At 63.4% G+C, this 16,294-nt stretch carries 12 protein-coding genes and 3 pseudogenes; 9 read left to right on the forward strand and 6 right to left on the reverse strand.

The genetic code is table 11. From position 1 onward, the window contains the following. Positions 1 to 11 precede the first annotated feature (11 nt). Positions 12 to 1,778: a DEAD/DEAH box helicase gene (locus tag EF834_RS00840; protein ID WP_127944598.1), complete on the reverse strand. Its 1,767-nt coding sequence runs from the start codon at positions 1,776 to 1,778 to the stop codon at positions 12 to 14. A 299-nt stretch (positions 1,779 to 2,077) separates the two neighbouring features. Here EF834_RS00840 and EF834_RS18400 point away from each other — a divergent pair. The 5 genes and pseudogenes from EF834_RS18400 to EF834_RS00865 form a co-directional block, all read left to right on the forward strand. Beyond that, positions 2,078 to 2,482, forward strand: a pseudogene (locus tag EF834_RS18400) (MFS transporter); the annotation flags it as partial. A gap of 241 nt (positions 2,483 to 2,723) precedes the next feature. Further along, positions 2,724 to 4,037 carry a serine hydrolase domain-containing protein gene (locus EF834_RS00850; protein WP_127944601.1) on the forward strand — a complete coding sequence of 438 codons (1,314 nt, stop codon included), beginning with the start codon at positions 2,724 to 2,726 and terminating at the stop codon, positions 4,035 to 4,037. A gap of 79 nt (positions 4,038 to 4,116) precedes the next feature. Further along, positions 4,117 to 4,773: a class I SAM-dependent methyltransferase gene (locus EF834_RS00855; protein ID WP_127944603.1), complete on the forward strand. Its 657-nt coding sequence runs from the start codon at positions 4,117 to 4,119 to the stop codon at positions 4,771 to 4,773. A 318-nt stretch (positions 4,774 to 5,091) separates the two neighbouring features. After that, positions 5,092 to 5,361, forward strand: a complete 270-nt coding sequence (locus tag EF834_RS00860) for a hypothetical protein (RefSeq protein ID WP_127944606.1) — start codon at positions 5,092 to 5,094, stop codon at positions 5,359 to 5,361. 65 nt (positions 5,362 to 5,426) lie between these two features. After that, a complete protein-coding gene (locus EF834_RS00865) occupies positions 5,427 to 6,767 on the forward strand; it encodes an MFS transporter (RefSeq protein WP_127944610.1) in 1,341 nt (446 codons plus the stop codon). 16 nt (positions 6,768 to 6,783) lie between these two features. Here EF834_RS00865 and asnB read toward each other — a convergent pair whose 3' ends face one another. Continuing rightward, a complete protein-coding gene (gene asnB / locus EF834_RS00870; protein ID WP_127944614.1) occupies positions 6,784 to 8,625 on the reverse strand; it encodes an asparagine synthase (glutamine-hydrolyzing) in 1,842 nt (613 codons plus the stop codon). A 238-nt stretch (positions 8,626 to 8,863) separates the two neighbouring features. Here asnB and EF834_RS18405 point away from each other — a divergent pair. Then, positions 8,864 to 9,012, forward strand: a pseudogene (locus EF834_RS18405) (IS3 family transposase); the annotation flags it as partial. A gap of 16 nt (positions 9,013 to 9,028) precedes the next feature. Here EF834_RS18405 and EF834_RS00875 read toward each other — a convergent pair. From EF834_RS00875 to EF834_RS00890, 4 genes and pseudogenes are all read right to left on the reverse strand, one after another. Further along, positions 9,029 to 9,886, reverse strand: a complete 858-nt coding sequence (locus EF834_RS00875) for an alpha/beta fold hydrolase (protein ID WP_127944617.1) — start codon at positions 9,884 to 9,886, stop codon at positions 9,029 to 9,031. 288 nt (positions 9,887 to 10,174) lie between these two features. Beyond that, on the reverse strand, positions 10,175 to 10,573 hold the full coding sequence (locus tag EF834_RS00880) for an RNHCP domain-containing protein (protein WP_206615172.1): 399 nt from the start codon (positions 10,571 to 10,573) through the stop codon (positions 10,175 to 10,177). A gap of 56 nt (positions 10,574 to 10,629) precedes the next feature. After that, positions 10,630 to 11,010: an RNHCP domain-containing protein gene (locus tag EF834_RS00885; protein WP_127944623.1), complete on the reverse strand. Its 381-nt coding sequence runs from the start codon at positions 11,008 to 11,010 to the stop codon at positions 10,630 to 10,632. A 1,172-nt stretch (positions 11,011 to 12,182) separates the two neighbouring features. After that, positions 12,183 to 12,475, reverse strand: a pseudogene (locus EF834_RS00890) (transposase); the annotation flags it as partial. 488 nt (positions 12,476 to 12,963) lie between these two features. Between EF834_RS00890 and EF834_RS00895 the strand changes: the two are divergent. The 3 genes from EF834_RS00895 to EF834_RS00905 all read left to right on the forward strand — a co-directional run bounded on the left by EF834_RS00895 (position 12,964) and on the right by EF834_RS00905 (position 16,197). Next, entirely contained in the window at positions 12,964 to 13,773 is an 810-nt protein-coding gene (locus EF834_RS00895; RefSeq protein ID WP_164874035.1) for a glycoside hydrolase family 16 protein, read from the forward strand. A 638-nt stretch (positions 13,774 to 14,411) separates the two neighbouring features. Then, complete coding sequence (locus tag EF834_RS00900) at positions 14,412 to 14,663, forward strand: hypothetical protein (protein WP_127944631.1); 252 nt, start codon at positions 14,412 to 14,414, stop codon at positions 14,661 to 14,663. A 250-nt stretch (positions 14,664 to 14,913) separates the two neighbouring features. Next, positions 14,914 to 16,197, forward strand: coding sequence for a TrpB-like pyridoxal phosphate-dependent enzyme (locus EF834_RS00905; RefSeq protein WP_127944635.1), 1,284 nt, complete (start codon positions 14,914 to 14,916; stop codon positions 16,195 to 16,197). Positions 16,198 to 16,294: the final 97 nt, after the last annotated feature.

Consider the following 16,294-nt stretch of genomic DNA (forward strand, 5'->3'; position numbering starts at 1 on the left):
AGCGATGGCGGTCAGTCGCGCGGACGGCGCCTGGCGAACTTGTCGCTCTTGCGGCCGAACTTTCCGCCGGCCCGGTCGCTGCGACCGCCGCGAGAAGGACGCCCGGATGGCGGACCCTGATCGAGCTGCAGCTGGATCAGCACTCCGGAGATTCGCGTAGCGCGCAGCGCCTCGACCGCCTCTCCGGGCAAATTCGCCGGCAGCTCGACGAGGCTGTGGTCGGGCCGGATGCTGATGTGCCCGAAGTCGCTGCGGCGCAGACCGCCCTCGTTCGCGATGGCCCCTACGATCGCCCCCGGCGCCACCTTGTGCCGCTTGCCGACCGCGATGCGGTATGTGGCGAACTCCTGGCCGTCGCGGCCGAACCGCGGACCGTCGTCGAACCGGCGGGCCGGGCGCTCACGCGGCTCGCGGCGTGGCGGAGCCGGCGGTTCCGGCTCCATGAGGAACGATTCACCGTCACGGGACTGCACCGCCAGCGCCGCGGCGATGTCGGCGAGCGGGACGTCGTGCTCGCGCTCGTAGTCCTCGATCAGCCTGCGGAACAGGGCCAAGTTCGGCGAGGCCAGGCTGGCGGTGATCGAATCACCGAACTTCGCAACCCGCTGCGTGTTGACGTCCTCCACCGTCGGCAATTGGATCTCTGTGAGCGACTGCCGAGTGGTCCGCTCGATCGCTTTGAGCAGGTGGCGCTCGCGCGGTGCGACGAACAGCAACGCGTCACCGGCACGCCCAGCGCGACCGGTGCGACCGATGCGGTGCACGTACGACTCGGTGTCGTGGGGGATGTCGTAGTTGACGACGTGCGAGATGCGGTCGACGTCGAGGCCGCGAGCCGCGACGTCGGTGGCGATGAGGATGTCGAGTGCACCGGATTTGAGCTGGCCGATCGTACGCTCACGCTGCGCCTGCACGATGTCGCCGTTGATCGCAGCCGCAGAGAAGCCGCGCGCCCGCAGGCGCTCGGCGAGGTCCTCGGTGGCCTGCTTCGTCCGGACGAAAATGATCATCGCCTCGAACGACTCGACCTCGAGGATCCGGGTGAGCGCGTCGAGCTTACGCTGGTGCGCCACCTGCACCCACCGTTGAGAGATGTTCGCGGCGGTCTGGGTCTTCGCCTTGACGGTGATCTCGATCGGGTCGTGCAGGTACTGCTTGGAGATCTTCCGGATGGCGGGCGGCATCGTCGCCGAGAACAGGGCGACCTGCTTGTACTCGGGGGTGTCCTCGAGGATGCGCTCGACGTCGTCCTGGAAGCCCATCTTGAGCATCTCGTCGGCCTCGTCCAGAACGAGGTAGTCGAGCTTCGACAGGTCGAGAGTGCCCTTCTCCAGGTGGTCGATCACCCGACCGGGGGTACCGACGATGATCTGCGCCCCGCGGCGCAGACCCGACAGTTGCACCCCATACGCCTGACCGCCGTAGATCGGCAGGACGCGCACGCCCGGCATATGGGCGGAGTACTTCCCGAATGCCTCCGCGACCTGCAGCGCCAACTCGCGCGTCGGCGCCAGGATAAGCGCCTGCGGGACCTTCCGGTCGACGTCGAGGCGGGAGAGGATCGGAATCGCGAACGCGGCGGTCTTACCGGTGCCGGTCTGCGCGAGACCGACGACGTCGTTGCCGGCGAGCAGCGGAGGAATGGTCGCGGCCTGGATCGGTGAGGGCGACTCATATCCGACGTCAGAGAGGGCTTGGAGCACACGTTCGTCGATGTCGAGTTCGGCGAAGGTGGCGGGATTGCTGTCGGACTGCGGGTCACGCTCGGTGTCACTCATTTGACCAGTGAGTTTAGTCGATGCGTGGTATAGGTCTTGCCGCGACCGCCTTCGACGTGCATCAGCGCTACGACCTGCACCGAAGACGCGTCGGGAGGCGTGGAATGTGCGTGTAGTCGAGTCCGCACACGCGTTCGAGTACGGATTCGGCTCCCCTGTCTATTACGGTTCTCGCACGCGCCACCGAGGACGCGGCCGACGAGTTCGCGCCCGAGGATGTGAGCAAGCACGAGGCCGCATCTACGCGTTCCACACTGCGCTCGAGTTGGCTCGGCAGAATCGGCTTCTGAATTTCAGCCAAGACGTCAGATCCCGTCGACAATCTGGGCGGCATCATCTCGGTGATCTTCATCGCCGCCCTCGTTCTGGCGATCAATTTCGCACCTGTGGACGGTGCCGGAGCTACGGCCATCGGGCTGGACGTAATTGCGCTGGCTGCGGGCGCAGCGCTTTTTCTTCAGCAACGCCGGGCGAAGCACCCACTGTTCGACCTACACGCCGCCTCCCGTCCGACGTTCTGGGTGGCCGCGGTTGCCGGTTTGGTGGTGTTCGGCTCGCTCATGGACGCCAGGTTCATCGGGCAGCAGTTCTTCCAGAACGTACTCGGCTATTCGACACTCGCGGCTGGGTCGGCGATCATCCCGGCCGCCGAGGTGGGTCCGGGGGCAGCGCTCGAGATCCGTGGCCGCACTTTCTCGTTGCTGGCGGAGGTCACCGTCTCCCGCCTTTACAACGCACCGTTCCGGTTCGGCGGCGGCACTGTCGCAAGAGTCACAACCGACGGCTCCGGTGGAGCCGTATCTCGACATCGAGCGGGAAATCGCACGCGCCTTCTCCCACGACTGACCCGATCCGGCTTTCGGGGTTCGAGATCAGGTTTCGGGGTTCAAGATCAGGGAAGTCCCCTATGGTTTCCGCCTGCTCCCAGTGGCGAAGATGTTGCGCATGCCTACGGAAAGCGCAGTCAGATCGGTCGCCGGATCCTTCGTGTGCACCGACACCCTGCAGAAGACGAATCGACGACGAACTCTGGCCGCGGTCGCAACCGCGTTGCTGCTGGTTCTCGGGGCGGCGTGCTCGGGCGGCTCGTCTTCGACGGACGGCTCCGCAACCTCCACCGAGGCGCAATCGAGCCCTGACACGGGAACACAGCTTGACTCCGCTATGGTCGACCGCATCGACGCGGCTATCGAGAACACGATGACGATGGCATCGATTCCCGGCGCGATCGTGGGCGTCTGGGGACCGGACGGCAACTACGTCAAGGCGTTGGGTGTAGCCGACAAGACGTCGAGGTTCCCCATGGAGACCGACTTCTACAGCAGAATTGGCAGTGTCACAAAAACATTCACTGTTACCGGCGTATTGCAGCTCGTCGACGAAGGCCTCGTTTCCCTAGATGATCCGATCTCGATGTACGTTGAGGGTGTGCCATCGGGTGATGAGATCACCCTGCGTCAACTCGCCCGGATGCAAAGCGGGCTCGCCAACTACACGGCGATCAACGAGTTCCAACAGGCGCTGTTCGCGAATCCCGAAGCCAACTTCACTCCGCAGCAACTCCTGGACTACGCCCTTGCAGGGCCCGCGGCTTTTCCGCCTGGACAGGGATTGGAGTATTCCAATACGAACACGATTCTTCTCGGGCTTGTCGTCGAGAAGGTCAGTGGAATGTCGTTGCCGGAGTATCTGAGTCAGAAGATCACCCAGCCGATGAACATGGAACACACGCGTCTGCCTGTCACCAATGCGTTTCCGGAACCACATCCAACTGGCTACACCTACCAGACCGCTGACGGTGAGGAAGCGGTATCTACGGACTGGAATCCGTCATGGGGAGGGGCGGCTGGAGCGATGATTTCGACCCTCGACGACCTTCGCATTTGGGCTCCTGCCCTGGCTACCGGAGCTTTGCTGCAGCCGGAGACTCAGGCGCAGCGGCTCGAGATGGTGGCTGTGCAGGGTGTGCCGTTCGAGATCAGCTACGGGCTGGGGATCTTCGACGTTGGGGGCTGGCTCGGGCACAACGGCAGCATCCCCGGCTACCAGACCGTGTCTGTGTATCTCCCGGAGAGGGAGACGACTCTCGTGATCATGATCAACAGCGACATCCCCTACGAGGGAAACGAGCCCAGCGCGATACTCGCCCAGGCGATCACAGAGATCATCTCCCCGGAACACGTCTACCGACTCAGCTCTGACGTCGAGGAGCCGGACCTGTCGATCTCGGAAACACCTGTACCAGTTCCCACCCGGTGACATTCCACAGCCCCTCGGGTTCTTGCCGTTTCGGCAACAGAACTATCGGGTCTTCGGGCTATTCACTCAGGGTGGTGCCATGACGCACGATCATTCACTGGACGCGACCGATCTCTGCAGCCAGGAGTTCTGGGATGCGCGCTACGACTCGACTGCCGCGGTGTGGAGCGGGAAACCCAATCCGCACCTCGTGGAACAGGTGACGGACGTCGCACCCGGAAACGCCCTCGACGTCGGCTGCGGAGAGGGCGCCGACGCCATCTGGCTGGCCTCCCGCGGGTGGAACGTCACCGGGTTGGACGTGTCGCCGGTGGCGTTGACCCGCGCAGCCGCGCGGGCCGCGGAGGCGGGCACCGAGATCGCGGGCCGCACGTCGTGGAAGCAGACCGACCTCCGCACCTGGGAGCCCCCCGCCCACCGCTTCGACCTCGTGTCGGCACACTTCATCCATGTGCCCGCCTCGGACCGCCGAGTACTACACGGTCGCCTGGCGGCGGCAGTGCGACAGGGCGGACGGCTCCTCATCGTGGGTCACCATCCGTCCGACCTGCAAACCTCCGTAGGGAGATTCGATTTCCCAGATCTGCTGTTCACGGCAGAACAGGTTGCTGCCGCGCTGGATCCCGACGACTGGGAAATCCTCGTGTGCGCGGAACCGACGCGCGAGGCGCTCGATCCCGAAGGGAGGCCGGTCACCATCCGTGATGCCGTGCTGCACGCCATTCGTCGGGGATGAGGACTACCTGCCTGTAGGTCAACTTCGCACTCGTCGATCCGCACCCCCGCATCGACGAGATCGTCGACCTGCCGAAGAGCGCTGCCCGCCGTATCCTGGCTCTCGACGACATCCGCCGCGGCAGGCACGCCATAGCCTGACCAACCGATTGGCCGATCATCTCCGCGGCGCCGTACTCGCGATTCTGGAGGCCGAGGATGCGGGCGAGCGCTTTGTGTACCTGGTCGGTCCGAAATTCGTGCGAGCTCGCACCGGCAACAGCCGCCCATCGAGGACGAGGCACGCACGGCCGTGGTCCGTCGAAACCGGTCCGTACGAGTGGCTGTCGACTTCCATGTCGCGCTCACAAGTAGGCACCTCGCGAAGCTCGGCAAGCGTCGGGAGTTCGTCAATGTCGAACCCGACGTGCCGACGCTACTCGCTCACGGTGACGAGCACATTGACGCAGTCGCGGCCGCCGCCTCGGCCATCGAGAACGGCCTGGTCGAACTGAGCATGCACTTGCCCGCGAGAAAAGTAGGGACGCCATTGGGCCGGAACGGAACCCGGCTCCCATACGGAGACGATTCCGGTAGCAACGAACCGTGAAACCACGCCCGGTTGATACCCGACGACGTCCGCGACTACCTAGCCGACAACCCGGGAGAACGATCATGAGTGCAGGCGACGACGCCACCGTCTTGAGTGGCGAAGACGACCGCGACCTTTCCGATCCCGACCGGACATCGGTCCGCACCCCCACCGAGGTCCGTCGTGTGGCTTTCGCCGGCGGCATCGGCACCCTCATCGAGTACTACGACTTCGCGCTCTACGGCTATGTGTCCACGATCATTGCGCCGTTGTTCTTCCCCTCCGATGACCCGGTCACTTCATTACTTGCAGTGCTGGCCGTGTTCGCCGTGTCCTACGTAGTGCGTCCACTCGGCGGGATCTTCTTCGGCTGGGTCGGCGACCGGTATGGGCGTCGAAAAGCTTTGGTGGTCACGGTAATCGGAATCGGTTTGGCGAATACAGCCATCGGACTCCTACCGACCTACGCGGTGGCCGGCGTGCTGGCACCGATCCTGCTGGTGTCCATCCGTTTCGTGCAGGGCTTCTTCGCCGGCGGCGAAGTGGGCGGCGCAGCGACCGTCATCGCGGAGGCTGCCCCACTGGGCAAGCGGGCACGGTACGGAGCATTCACCCCAATGGGCACCAATGGAGGCTTCGCGATCGCGGCTGCGGCCGTCGGGATCGTGTCCGGCGTGCTCGCCACCGACCAGCTGGACACGTGGGGCTGGCGTATCCCGTTCCTCGTGGGGCTCCCGCTGACCGTTGTCTGCTACATCGCGCGCCGCGCGCTACCGGACATCGACCAGAACGTCTCGCTCGGCAAGCACGGGTTCCCGCTGCTGTCCGCGCTGCAGTCCCATCCCAAGGCACTGTTGCAAGCCACCGCGCTCGGCATCGGCGTTCAGGGTGCGGCCTACATCGGGTCCACGTTCGTCGGCATCTACCTCGTCACCAACCTGCACTACGCGAGGTCGCCGGTGTACTGGATCACCGCCGGCGTCACGCTCGTAGCGGTGGGGCTCATGCCGTTCACCGGGCGCCTCGCTGACCGCATCGGCTCGCTCGAGGTGGCCGCCATCGGCCTCGTGGGGTACGCGGTCGTAACCTATCCTGCGTTTCTGCTCATGGGCGTCGGTAGCCTCACGCTCGCCGCCCTCGGCTATGTCCTGATCATGGTGAATATGTCATTCCTGCAAGTCGCGTCCTTCACCGTGACACCGCGGCTCTTTCCCGACGAGGTGCGATACACCGGCACCGCGCTGGCGACCAACCTCTCCGTCGTGGTCGCAGGCGGCACCGCACCGTACGTCGCCACCTGGCTCGTCCGGCGGACGAATGACCTGCGCTCGCCGTACTACTTCGTGGCGGTGACGTGCATCATCGGCCTGATCGCCGTCGCGACGATGTGGAAGCAGAGCCGCCGTGGGGGACGGTCGCAGTAATCGACCACTCGGTGGATCAGGACAGCTTGAGGGTCGGCTTGTAGATCTCCATCCATGCCGCGACGTCGAGGGTGCGCTCGAGCCCACGTCGCGACATCGGAGTGATCTGCGGGGTGTCGACCGACACGGCATGGGTCAGCCAATCTGGGCTGATCAGTCCGAACACCGGGTGCGAGCGGTCGCTGAGCAACTCCTTGCACTGCTGCTGCAATGCGACAGCATATTTCGGGTCCTGGGTGGACGGGTACGGCGACTTCACCCGGTCGATCACTGACTGCGGCAGTACATCCTTGGCCGCGGCCCGTAGCAGCGACTTCTCCCTTCCATCGAAGGTCTTCAGCGACCACGGAGCGTTGTATACGTACTCGACCAGCCGATGGTCGCAGTACGGCACCCGAACCTCGAGGCCGACGGCCATACTCGCACGATCCTTGCGATCGAGCAGGATTCGGACGAAGCGCGTCAGATGCAGATTGCAGATCTTCCGCATTCGCCATTCGAAATCGGATTCACCGTCCAGCCTGTCGATACCGGCCACGGCGGAATCATACGAATCCTGCACGTACTCATCCATATTCAGCTGCGACATGACCTCCGGTGTGAGGATGTCACGATCGTCTCCGAAGTGATCGTCGTACCGCACGAGCCACGGAAAGGTGTTCGCCTCCCACGCCCTCGGATCGAAGAACCACTTGTATCCACCGAAGACCTCATCGGCCGACTCACCGGACAGTGCCACCGTCGAATGCTTGCGGATCTCCTTGAACAACAGATACAGCGAGGTGTCTATGTCGCCTACCCCCTCCGGGATGTCGCGCGCGATGAGCATGTGCCGTCGCGCGGCGGGGTCCGCCACAAGCTCGGAGTCGAGCACGATGTCCCGGTGGTCGGTCCGGGAACGCTTGGCTACATCGTGCACGTATGGGGTGTCGGGGGCGTCTCGCAATGAGTCAGGGATGAAATGCTCCGTCTGACCGACGAAATCAACGGAGAACGAACGTACCGTCTCCCCCACCTCGGCGAGTTGCTCGGCCGCTATCGCGGTCATCGCGGAGGAATCGAGGCCGCCAGACAGCAAAGTGCAGCGGGGCACGTCGGCGACCAATTGCCGGCGCACGATGTCGTCGAGCAGTTCGCGCACGTGCGCAACCGAGGTGTCCCGGTCGTCGGTATGCGGCCGAGTCTGCAGTGACCAGTACACGTGGGTGCGCAGCCCGGACCGCGAAACCGTCACCACGGTGCCCGGCAGCACCTCGTTCATCCCGTCCCACGCCACATGACCGGGCGACTTCACGAATGCGAACATCTCGCGGATACCGTCCATCGTGACCGTCGGCTCGACCATCGGGTTCGCGAGGATCGCCTTGGGTTCCGAACCGAACAGCACACCGTCGGGAGTCTCGTAGTAGTAGAACGGCTTGATACCCATCCGGTCGCGGATCATTACCAGCTTGTCGACGCGGGAATCCCAGATGGCGAACGCGTACATGCCGTTGAGGCGATCCGCGACGGCCTCCCCCCATTCGAGGTAGCCGTGGAGGACGACCTCGGTGTCGGAGTCCGTGAGGAACCGGTGCCCACGCCCGTACAGTTCCTCCCGCAGTTCACCGAAGTTGTACGCCTCACCGGAGTAGACCATCGCGACGGCGCCATCCGGGGTGTTCACAGTCATCGGCTGGCGGCCCCCCGGCAGGTCGATGACGGCGAGCCGACGATGTCCGAGCGCCGCATGATCTACGACCCACGTGCCACGGTCGTCCGGTCCGCGGCAGCTCATTGTCTCGGTCATGTCGTCCAGGGTGGCTTGCTCGACGCGAAGGTCCCGTTCGAACGAAACCCATCCGACGATTCCACACATACGTTCCTCCAACTGCCGCCGGCGCTCTTCCACAGCGCATGATCATTTCCGAGGTGGCAAGCTCCAGCCTGTCCTTGTAGACCATTTATCGTTCTTTACCTTTGCTAACCGCCTGGCCCCAGGGTAGCGCCGTCCTGGAAAATCGGTAGTCACAACTCTGACGCGACGATCTCCAGACTCTTCACCGCACATCGCCAAACGTTCGAACGGGAGAACGCCGCCCTCGAGCAACTGTCGGCGCCGCAGGTTTCGGCCTGCTGTCACGATGCTCGCGGTGTGGGCTGGATTGTCAAGCACATAAAGACTTAACTGATCTGGCGCGAGGGAGGGCTAGGGGTACCGCAGCGCCGCCGCGGCGATCGCCACGGCACCTCGTCTGCCCCACCGACGGGGCCGGCCACTGTCAGGTACGTAGGTTCCGAGGATGGTGGGTCTCGACGAATACGAGGAATCGCTGCAGCCACTCGTCGTCGGCGTCCTCGTGAGAGAAGTGGCCGGCACCGTCGAAGACGGTCAACTCACTGTTGGGGAGGAGGTCATGCAAGCGCTCGGCGTTGGAGGTTCGGACGAACTGGTCGTGGGCGCCCCAGGTGATCAGCACGGGAATGCTGACGGATGGCAAGCGCTTCTCGAGCACAGGCAGCTCCGCCGCGTACGAGCCGAGGAAGTCGAACGCGTTGCGGTGCTTCTCGGGGTCGAAGCAGATCGTTCGGTACTCCTCGACTGCGTCGGCTGATGGCGTGAAGTGGTGGTAGCCTGCCGCGGTCGCCGCGTTGAAGTTCTGCTTCATCAACATTCGTCGCATTGGCGGGCGAGATCCGAACCATCGGACCAATCGTGATCGGGTCGCCGCTTTCAGGGCCGGGCCGAAATCAGACGGCCAGGTGCCGGGGCCGTCGTAGATGTTCAACCCGAGGAGCCGTTCGGGTCGGCTCGATGCAAGCCACAGTGAGACCGGGACGCCAATGTCGGGCCCGATCAGGAAGATCTGGTCGATCCCATTAACGTCCAGCAGCTTCAACAGAACATCGGACTGGGCGGAGGGTCGCATGACCGAACCCGACCCGGTCGACCTACCGAAGCCCGGCAGGTCGACAGCCAGAAGGTCGACATTGTCGGCTAGTCGCTCCCAGAGGGATTCCCAGCAGCGGATGGACTGGGGGAAAGCGTTGGTCATCACGACCGTCGGCCGATCACCGTTGTGAACCCGGGCGATTCTGAGGTCCTGGCCGTCAACGGTCTGTCGTTCGAATCGCATCATGTGGTGGTCCTAACAGGCGAGGTGGGTAGTGTCGATGTTCCTCGCATTCCGAACTCGGATCGCCAAGGGGCGCTCCTCTGTAGGTTGGGTACAACTCTATCGAGATGCAGCTCCCTCGAGCACGAATTCTTCCCGTCACTGAATTGGACATACTCAGCGCTCACGAAAGCTTCACTCACACGCTGAGATCGGGGCAGGGGACCACCCGTAGATGGCTATGGCTCGTTCCGATCGAAGCCGGAACGAGCCATAGCCATCTAGTCCCTCGGCATGTGGCAGCGCTCTAGATCACAACGAGACCAGCATGCGACGGGCGATGTTGTTGTCTCTCAGCGGTCTTAGCGCCAGCCGAGCTAGAACCAATGCATTGTCGTCGCCGGCAATACGGTTCGCGCTGAGCTCACTGCAAGACAAGCACTGATGGATGATCGTCCATTCGCCAGCGTCTCGGACCGAAATGCCCATTGCCTCCATGCGGCCATGACAAGAAGCTGCCCGGTCACCTGGGACGTGGCGGTCAACATGCAGGCTGGTCAGGCAGTTCGGACAGTGATTACGGTGCCTGGTGCCTGGCGCATCCACGGACACGTCGAGCCGGCAGCCGACACACCGGAAGTCGTTTGCTCGGTGCCTACCCTGGCTGTGCAGGACATCCTTGTGCCGCTGAGGCCGTCGTTTGGCCTGCATGCGGGCGCGTGGATTCTTGTTGCGTTTCGACACGACGTCATCTCCTTCCTGATCTTTCAGAGGCCGCCGAATGATTCGAGCGGAAACGGTGGCTGTGCCAGCGGCCGTACCGCCGTACGCATCAAGATGAGCTGATTGTCATCGGCACAGATGTGGTTCGAGGTCAGTTCATCGCAACGCATACACCGATGGATGACCATCCACTCGTCGGTGCGGTGCATGGCGACGGCGATGGGTGCCATGCGGCCGTGGCAGTCGCTTGCGCCGCCCTCGACGTGGTCGAGAACATGCTGGGAGTGCAGGCATGAAGGACAGTGGTTTCGCCGCACGCCATCTCTCGCGACGGTTGACACGGTCAGTCCGCACCATGTGCAGGTGAACGTACTGATCTTCAGGGCGTTGTTAGATGCGCTCGAACGAGATTTGTTGCTGGACACCCGAGGTGCTCCTTGCTACGAGGTCTGTGATGACAGCAAGAGCGGGCCGAGTGGCCTCGACTGAATAGCCACCCAGTAGGCCGCAAGAAGGCGGCGATACAAGGGTGTGGCTGAATCAGGGCACCGGGTACAGCACGTCCTGGCACGGTCCCCGAAGAGGACTGTGCCCTATTTCAAACGGCTGGTTAGCCGATGCAGCGAGGCGCACTCGGCGCGGGCTGGGGCATAAAAGCTCGTTTCTTGGGCGTGGCAGGCCCGGAGGAGGTCTGTGGTAGCTGCGCGAACGTATCAACAGGCTCGTTGTGCTGCAAGCGAATATTGTGCTCATCGGGACGTGTGCGCCTTGCAGTGGCGACGTCGACCGGGAGTGCTCCACCCTCACTATCGAACGACAGTGCGTCACCGCCGAGCAACATGATGAGCATCGAGCGCGCGCATCCCATCACCGATAGAGACGACGACACCTATCGGACGAGCAGGAAACCTTCTACGGTGTTGCGCTCTTCAACACAGGCGAGCAGAACACCTGTGATCTCAACAATGCGGCGTTGCCGGATGCGTTGGTCCGGGAACCTGTGAGTGGGCCGGCGAGAGCGACTCTAATCGGTGAACGTTCCGGGTAGTCAGACAGCGGAGCTCGTTCCTGCCGACGCCGGTCACATCCCAGGGATCGAATCGAACCCTCCACGGCCCGAAGGGAACCGGGTAGCGTGCATGATCTGAAAGATCAACAACACAGGAACTTGGGGGTCTAGTGAGCAAGACCAGCACCATCGTCAAGTGCATCGCGGGCGCATGCTTCGCCCTCGCCGCAGGCACCGCAATCGCCGCACCCGGCGTCGCCGCTGCAGAAACAGATACGGCCTAGGGGGAGATTTTCGCCTACACGAGCTCCGAACAGGTCGCCCCACTCAGCGTCGCCGTCCTGCACCTTCTGGTGGGCGAAGAGGGGCTCGAAAGGCTCAATAACGCATCTATCAACTTGTCCGTTACCGTGCTTTGGCCGGGTTCCTGCTGCCCCTGACGCTTAGAGCGTGTGCCATGTGGGGCGCTTCTTGAAGCAGGTCAGGGCGGCGGCGAGGTGGAGGAATCCGGCGAAGTGTTCGGCGCAGCGTTCGTAGCGGATGGTCAGGGGCGGTAGCCGGTGAGCCAGGCGATGGTGCGTTCGATCTTCCGGCACTGCCGAGCCGGTCGAGTACTTCGCGATGGAGTGCGTCGAACACCCCGGCCGCCCCCAGCCGGTGAACCGTCGGTGCGCGGTCGGGACCGTGACCCCGAACGTGGGCGGCAGGTGCCGCCGTTCGCAGTCGGTGGTGAGCACGTACACGATCGCAGTGAACACCGCCCGATCGTCCACCGGTGCGCTACCAGCTCCCTGCGGGCGGGCAGGGAACGGCGGAATCAGCGGTTCGGCAATCTCCCACAACGCATCCGGCACCAACCGCAGTGATAACTCATCTACCACGCATCACATGTTGCACCACACCACACCCCACCCACATGAGACACACCCTTAGTCCCGGGACGATCTTCATTCAGAAGAACTGGAACCAACAACGGTCGACTGACAACAGCCTCAACGTTGGGCCTACTCGTGGAATCAGTACACCCTAGTACGGACCAGTAGGTCTCCAAATCGCTTGTGGCGCACACACTCCGGCCCACAGGACTTCACTGGCCCCTGCCCGGCAAGCTCTGCCCGCTCGGTATGGACAACCCCGCCCATGCCGAGTAGACCTACATGCGGAGTTCTCCGGAGAGTGGAAACGCACGACGGAGATCTGGAGACAACTTCATACGGACCACAAGGAGCAACCTATGTCTAGATCTTTGCGAATCTTCACCCCGCGCGGCTTGCGTTCCGGTCGGCGATCGCCTTCGGTTGTCATCTCGACTCTCGGCTCTGCCGCCGTCGTTGCTCTGACGACGGTGAGCGTTGCGGGGTTCACAGGTGTGCCGGTCGCGCTCGCCGATCAGGCGCCATCAGGAACGGTGATTTTCGAAGACAACTTCGAGGGTCCAGCCGGCGCACCGGTCGATACATCCAAGTGGAAGTACGACCCAGGCTTGGGTGAGAACAACGAGCTGCAGGAGTACACCGCCGGTACGGACAACATCTCGCTCGACGGCAACGGACACCTACAGATCACAGCCAAGATGAAAGATGGCACCGATCTCAGCGATCCCCAGGTCGGCGATTTCACGTCGGGACGAATCAACACCTCGGACTCGTTCAACCCGACGTACGGCCACTTCGAGGCGCGGATCAAACTTCCTATCGGACAGGGCATCTGGCCCGCGTTCTGGATGTTGGGTAGCGACTTCCCAGAAGTCGGGTGGCCACAGAGCGGCGAGATTGACGCCATGGAGTACAAGGGCAGCGAACCGGACACAGTACACGGCACGATCCACGGCCCCGGATACGCGGGAGACCAAGGCCCCACCACTAGTTTCACCCTTCCAGACGGTCAGAATCTCTCCGACGACTTTCATATTTATGCTGTCGACTGGTCCCCGAACCTGATCACCTGGACACTGGACGGCCAACAGTACGCAAGCCGGACACCGCTGGACATCGGAGTGGGAAACCAGTGGGTCTTCGACCATCCGTTCTTCATGATTCTCAATGTCGCTGTCGGCGGGAACTTCTCCGGAAACCCCGACCCCACCACTTCATTCCCCCAAACGATGTTGGTGGATTATGTGCGCGTCACAAGTAACACCCCTGGGTGGGCCGGAAGCCTCACGCCACAAGCTAGATGACCACTTCGGTTCCGTGCCCCGATGTCCAGCATCGGGGCACGAATAATGTCCAAGCTTCATCTCGATATCAACGCCGGACGATGCACCCTCTGTCTCAACTCCGTTGTAGAGCAATGTTATTACCGAGTTGACACTCGGATGGACCGAACACACAACTGCACGGATGTTCGACATCTCACGCACGGTCGTCTTAGTGGACGGTCGCTGGATGGTGTGAACTCTACTCCGGGACAATCCCGGCCGAGAGTTTCACATCGGTCGCCCACTACGTCGCCAGGCGACCTCACCGACGATGGCTCGGCCCGATGCGAATTTCTGGAACGCGTCGCCGAGCACTCCGCCACCCGATCGCCCGACGGTGCGTCATGATCCACGAGGAACCGATCGTCGACAGCCGAAGCCGGACGCTGGTACCTGCGCATGCACGACACCTGCCACACCGTCGCCACGCTGATACTCGACCGTCGAGAGCAAGCCAATGAAGATTCGGCGGACGTTCCGGGTAGTCAGACAGCGGAGCTCGTTCCCGCCGATGCCGGCCACATCCCAGGGATCGAATCGAAACCTTTACGGCCCGAAGGGAACCGGGTAACGTGCACGATCGGCAAGATCAACAACACAGAAAACTGGGGGGTCTAGTGAGCAAGACCAGCACCATCGTCAAGCGCATCGCGGGCGCAAGCATCGCCCTCGCTGCAGCCACCGCAATCGCCGCGCCCGGCATTGCCGCTGCAGAAACTGATGTCTTGGCTGCACCTACGACCTCGGTCGAGACGTCATCCGAACTGCGCGATGCAATTATCGAGGCACTGGATGATGCTCTTATGGGATCACTCTTCGGAATCTCGGAGCGAGGGTTCTGCTGTCTCCCTCCCCCTGACGCGCAGTAGATCGTCGACAGCTGATGTGAAGCGCTCGGCCGGGACAATCCCGGCCGAGCGTTTCGCATCCATCACCCGTTACGTTGCCGTGCGACCTCACCGACGATGCTCGGCTCAGCAGGAACTGGCTCGACATGAACTCGCTTGACAGGAAAGAACGCAACCCACCGAGTGCCCTGTCCAGGGACGACCCGGCCCACACGCCCGGAATGCCACAGATCACAATGTGGACGACCCGTCATCTGGAAAGGAACCAGCAGTGCCTGATACGACACCCATCCCCACACACTGGTACAACATCGTCGCGGACCTGCCGGTCGCCCCGCCGCCTCACCTGCACCCGGGCACAAGGGAACCTGTCACCGCCGAAGATCTGGCTCCACTCTTCCCGAGCGCCCTCATCGAGCAGGAACTCACCACCGAGCAGTACGTCGAGATCCCCGAGCCAATCCGTGAGGCATACCGGACATGGCGGCCCGCACCGCTGATCCGGGCGCGCGAGTTCGAGAAGGCCCTCGGTACCCCGGCCCGGATCTACGTCAAGTACGAGGGTGTCAGTCCGGTCGGCAGCCACAAGACCAACACCGCGGTCGCGCAGGCGTACTACAACGCCGAGGACGGCGTTAAGAAGGTAACCACCGAGACCGGCGCCGGCCAGTGGGGGAGCGCGCTGTCGTTCGCGTGCGCCAAGTTCGGCATCGCACTCGAGGTGTGGCAGGTGCGCGCGTCGTACGAGTCGAAGCCCTACCGTCGACACCTGATGGAGACCTACGGCGGCACCGTACGGCCGAGCCCGTCCGAGCTGACCGAGTCGGGCCGGAAGATGCTGGCCGAGTTCCCCGACACACCAGGATCGCTGGGCATGGCGGTCACCGAGGCCGTCGAGGTCGCCGCAAACGATCCCGACGCACGGTACGCGCTGGGCAGCGTCCTCAACCACGTGGTGTTGCACCAGACGGTGATCGGCCTCGAGGCCGTCGAACAGTTGCGGGGCGCCGGCGAGGCCAACGCCGACGTCGTGTTCGGTTGCGCCGGTGGTGGTTCCAACCTTGCCGGCCTGGCGTTCCCGTTCATCCGAGAGGTGCTGCACGGCAAGGCGCAGACCCGGATCGTCGCCGCCGAACCGGCCGCATGCCCGTCGATCACGCAGGGCGAGTACCGCTACGACCACGGTGACGTCGCCGGCCTGACGCCGCTACTGAAGATGCACACCCTCGGCCAGGAGTTCGTGCCGGATCCGATCCATGCGGGCGGTCTGCGCTACCACGGCATGGCGCCGCTGCTCAGCCACACCGTCGACCTCGGCTACGTCACCGGCCAGGCCATAGATCAGACCGACTCCTTCGCCGCAGGTGTGCTGTTCGCGCGCACGCAGGGCATCGTCCCGGCGCCGGAGTCGGCGCACGCGATCGCGGCGGCCGCCGAGTACGCCCGCGGGCTGACCGAGCCCGAGGTCCTCGTGATCGGCCTCTCCGGCCACGGGATGCTGGACCTCCCCGCCTACCAGGCTCACATCGACGGGGACCTGATCTCGACGACCTGACTGCGCAACGACCTAGCTGCTCAGAGGCTCCGCCGCCGCAATCGATCGATCGGGGTGATCCCGGCACCCGTCCGGTGCCGGGTACTCGGGCGTATCG

The organism is Rhodococcus spongiicola (genome assembly GCF_004011835.1).
Taxonomy (GTDB): Bacteria; Actinomycetota; Actinomycetes; order Mycobacteriales; family Mycobacteriaceae; genus Prescottella; species Prescottella spongiicola.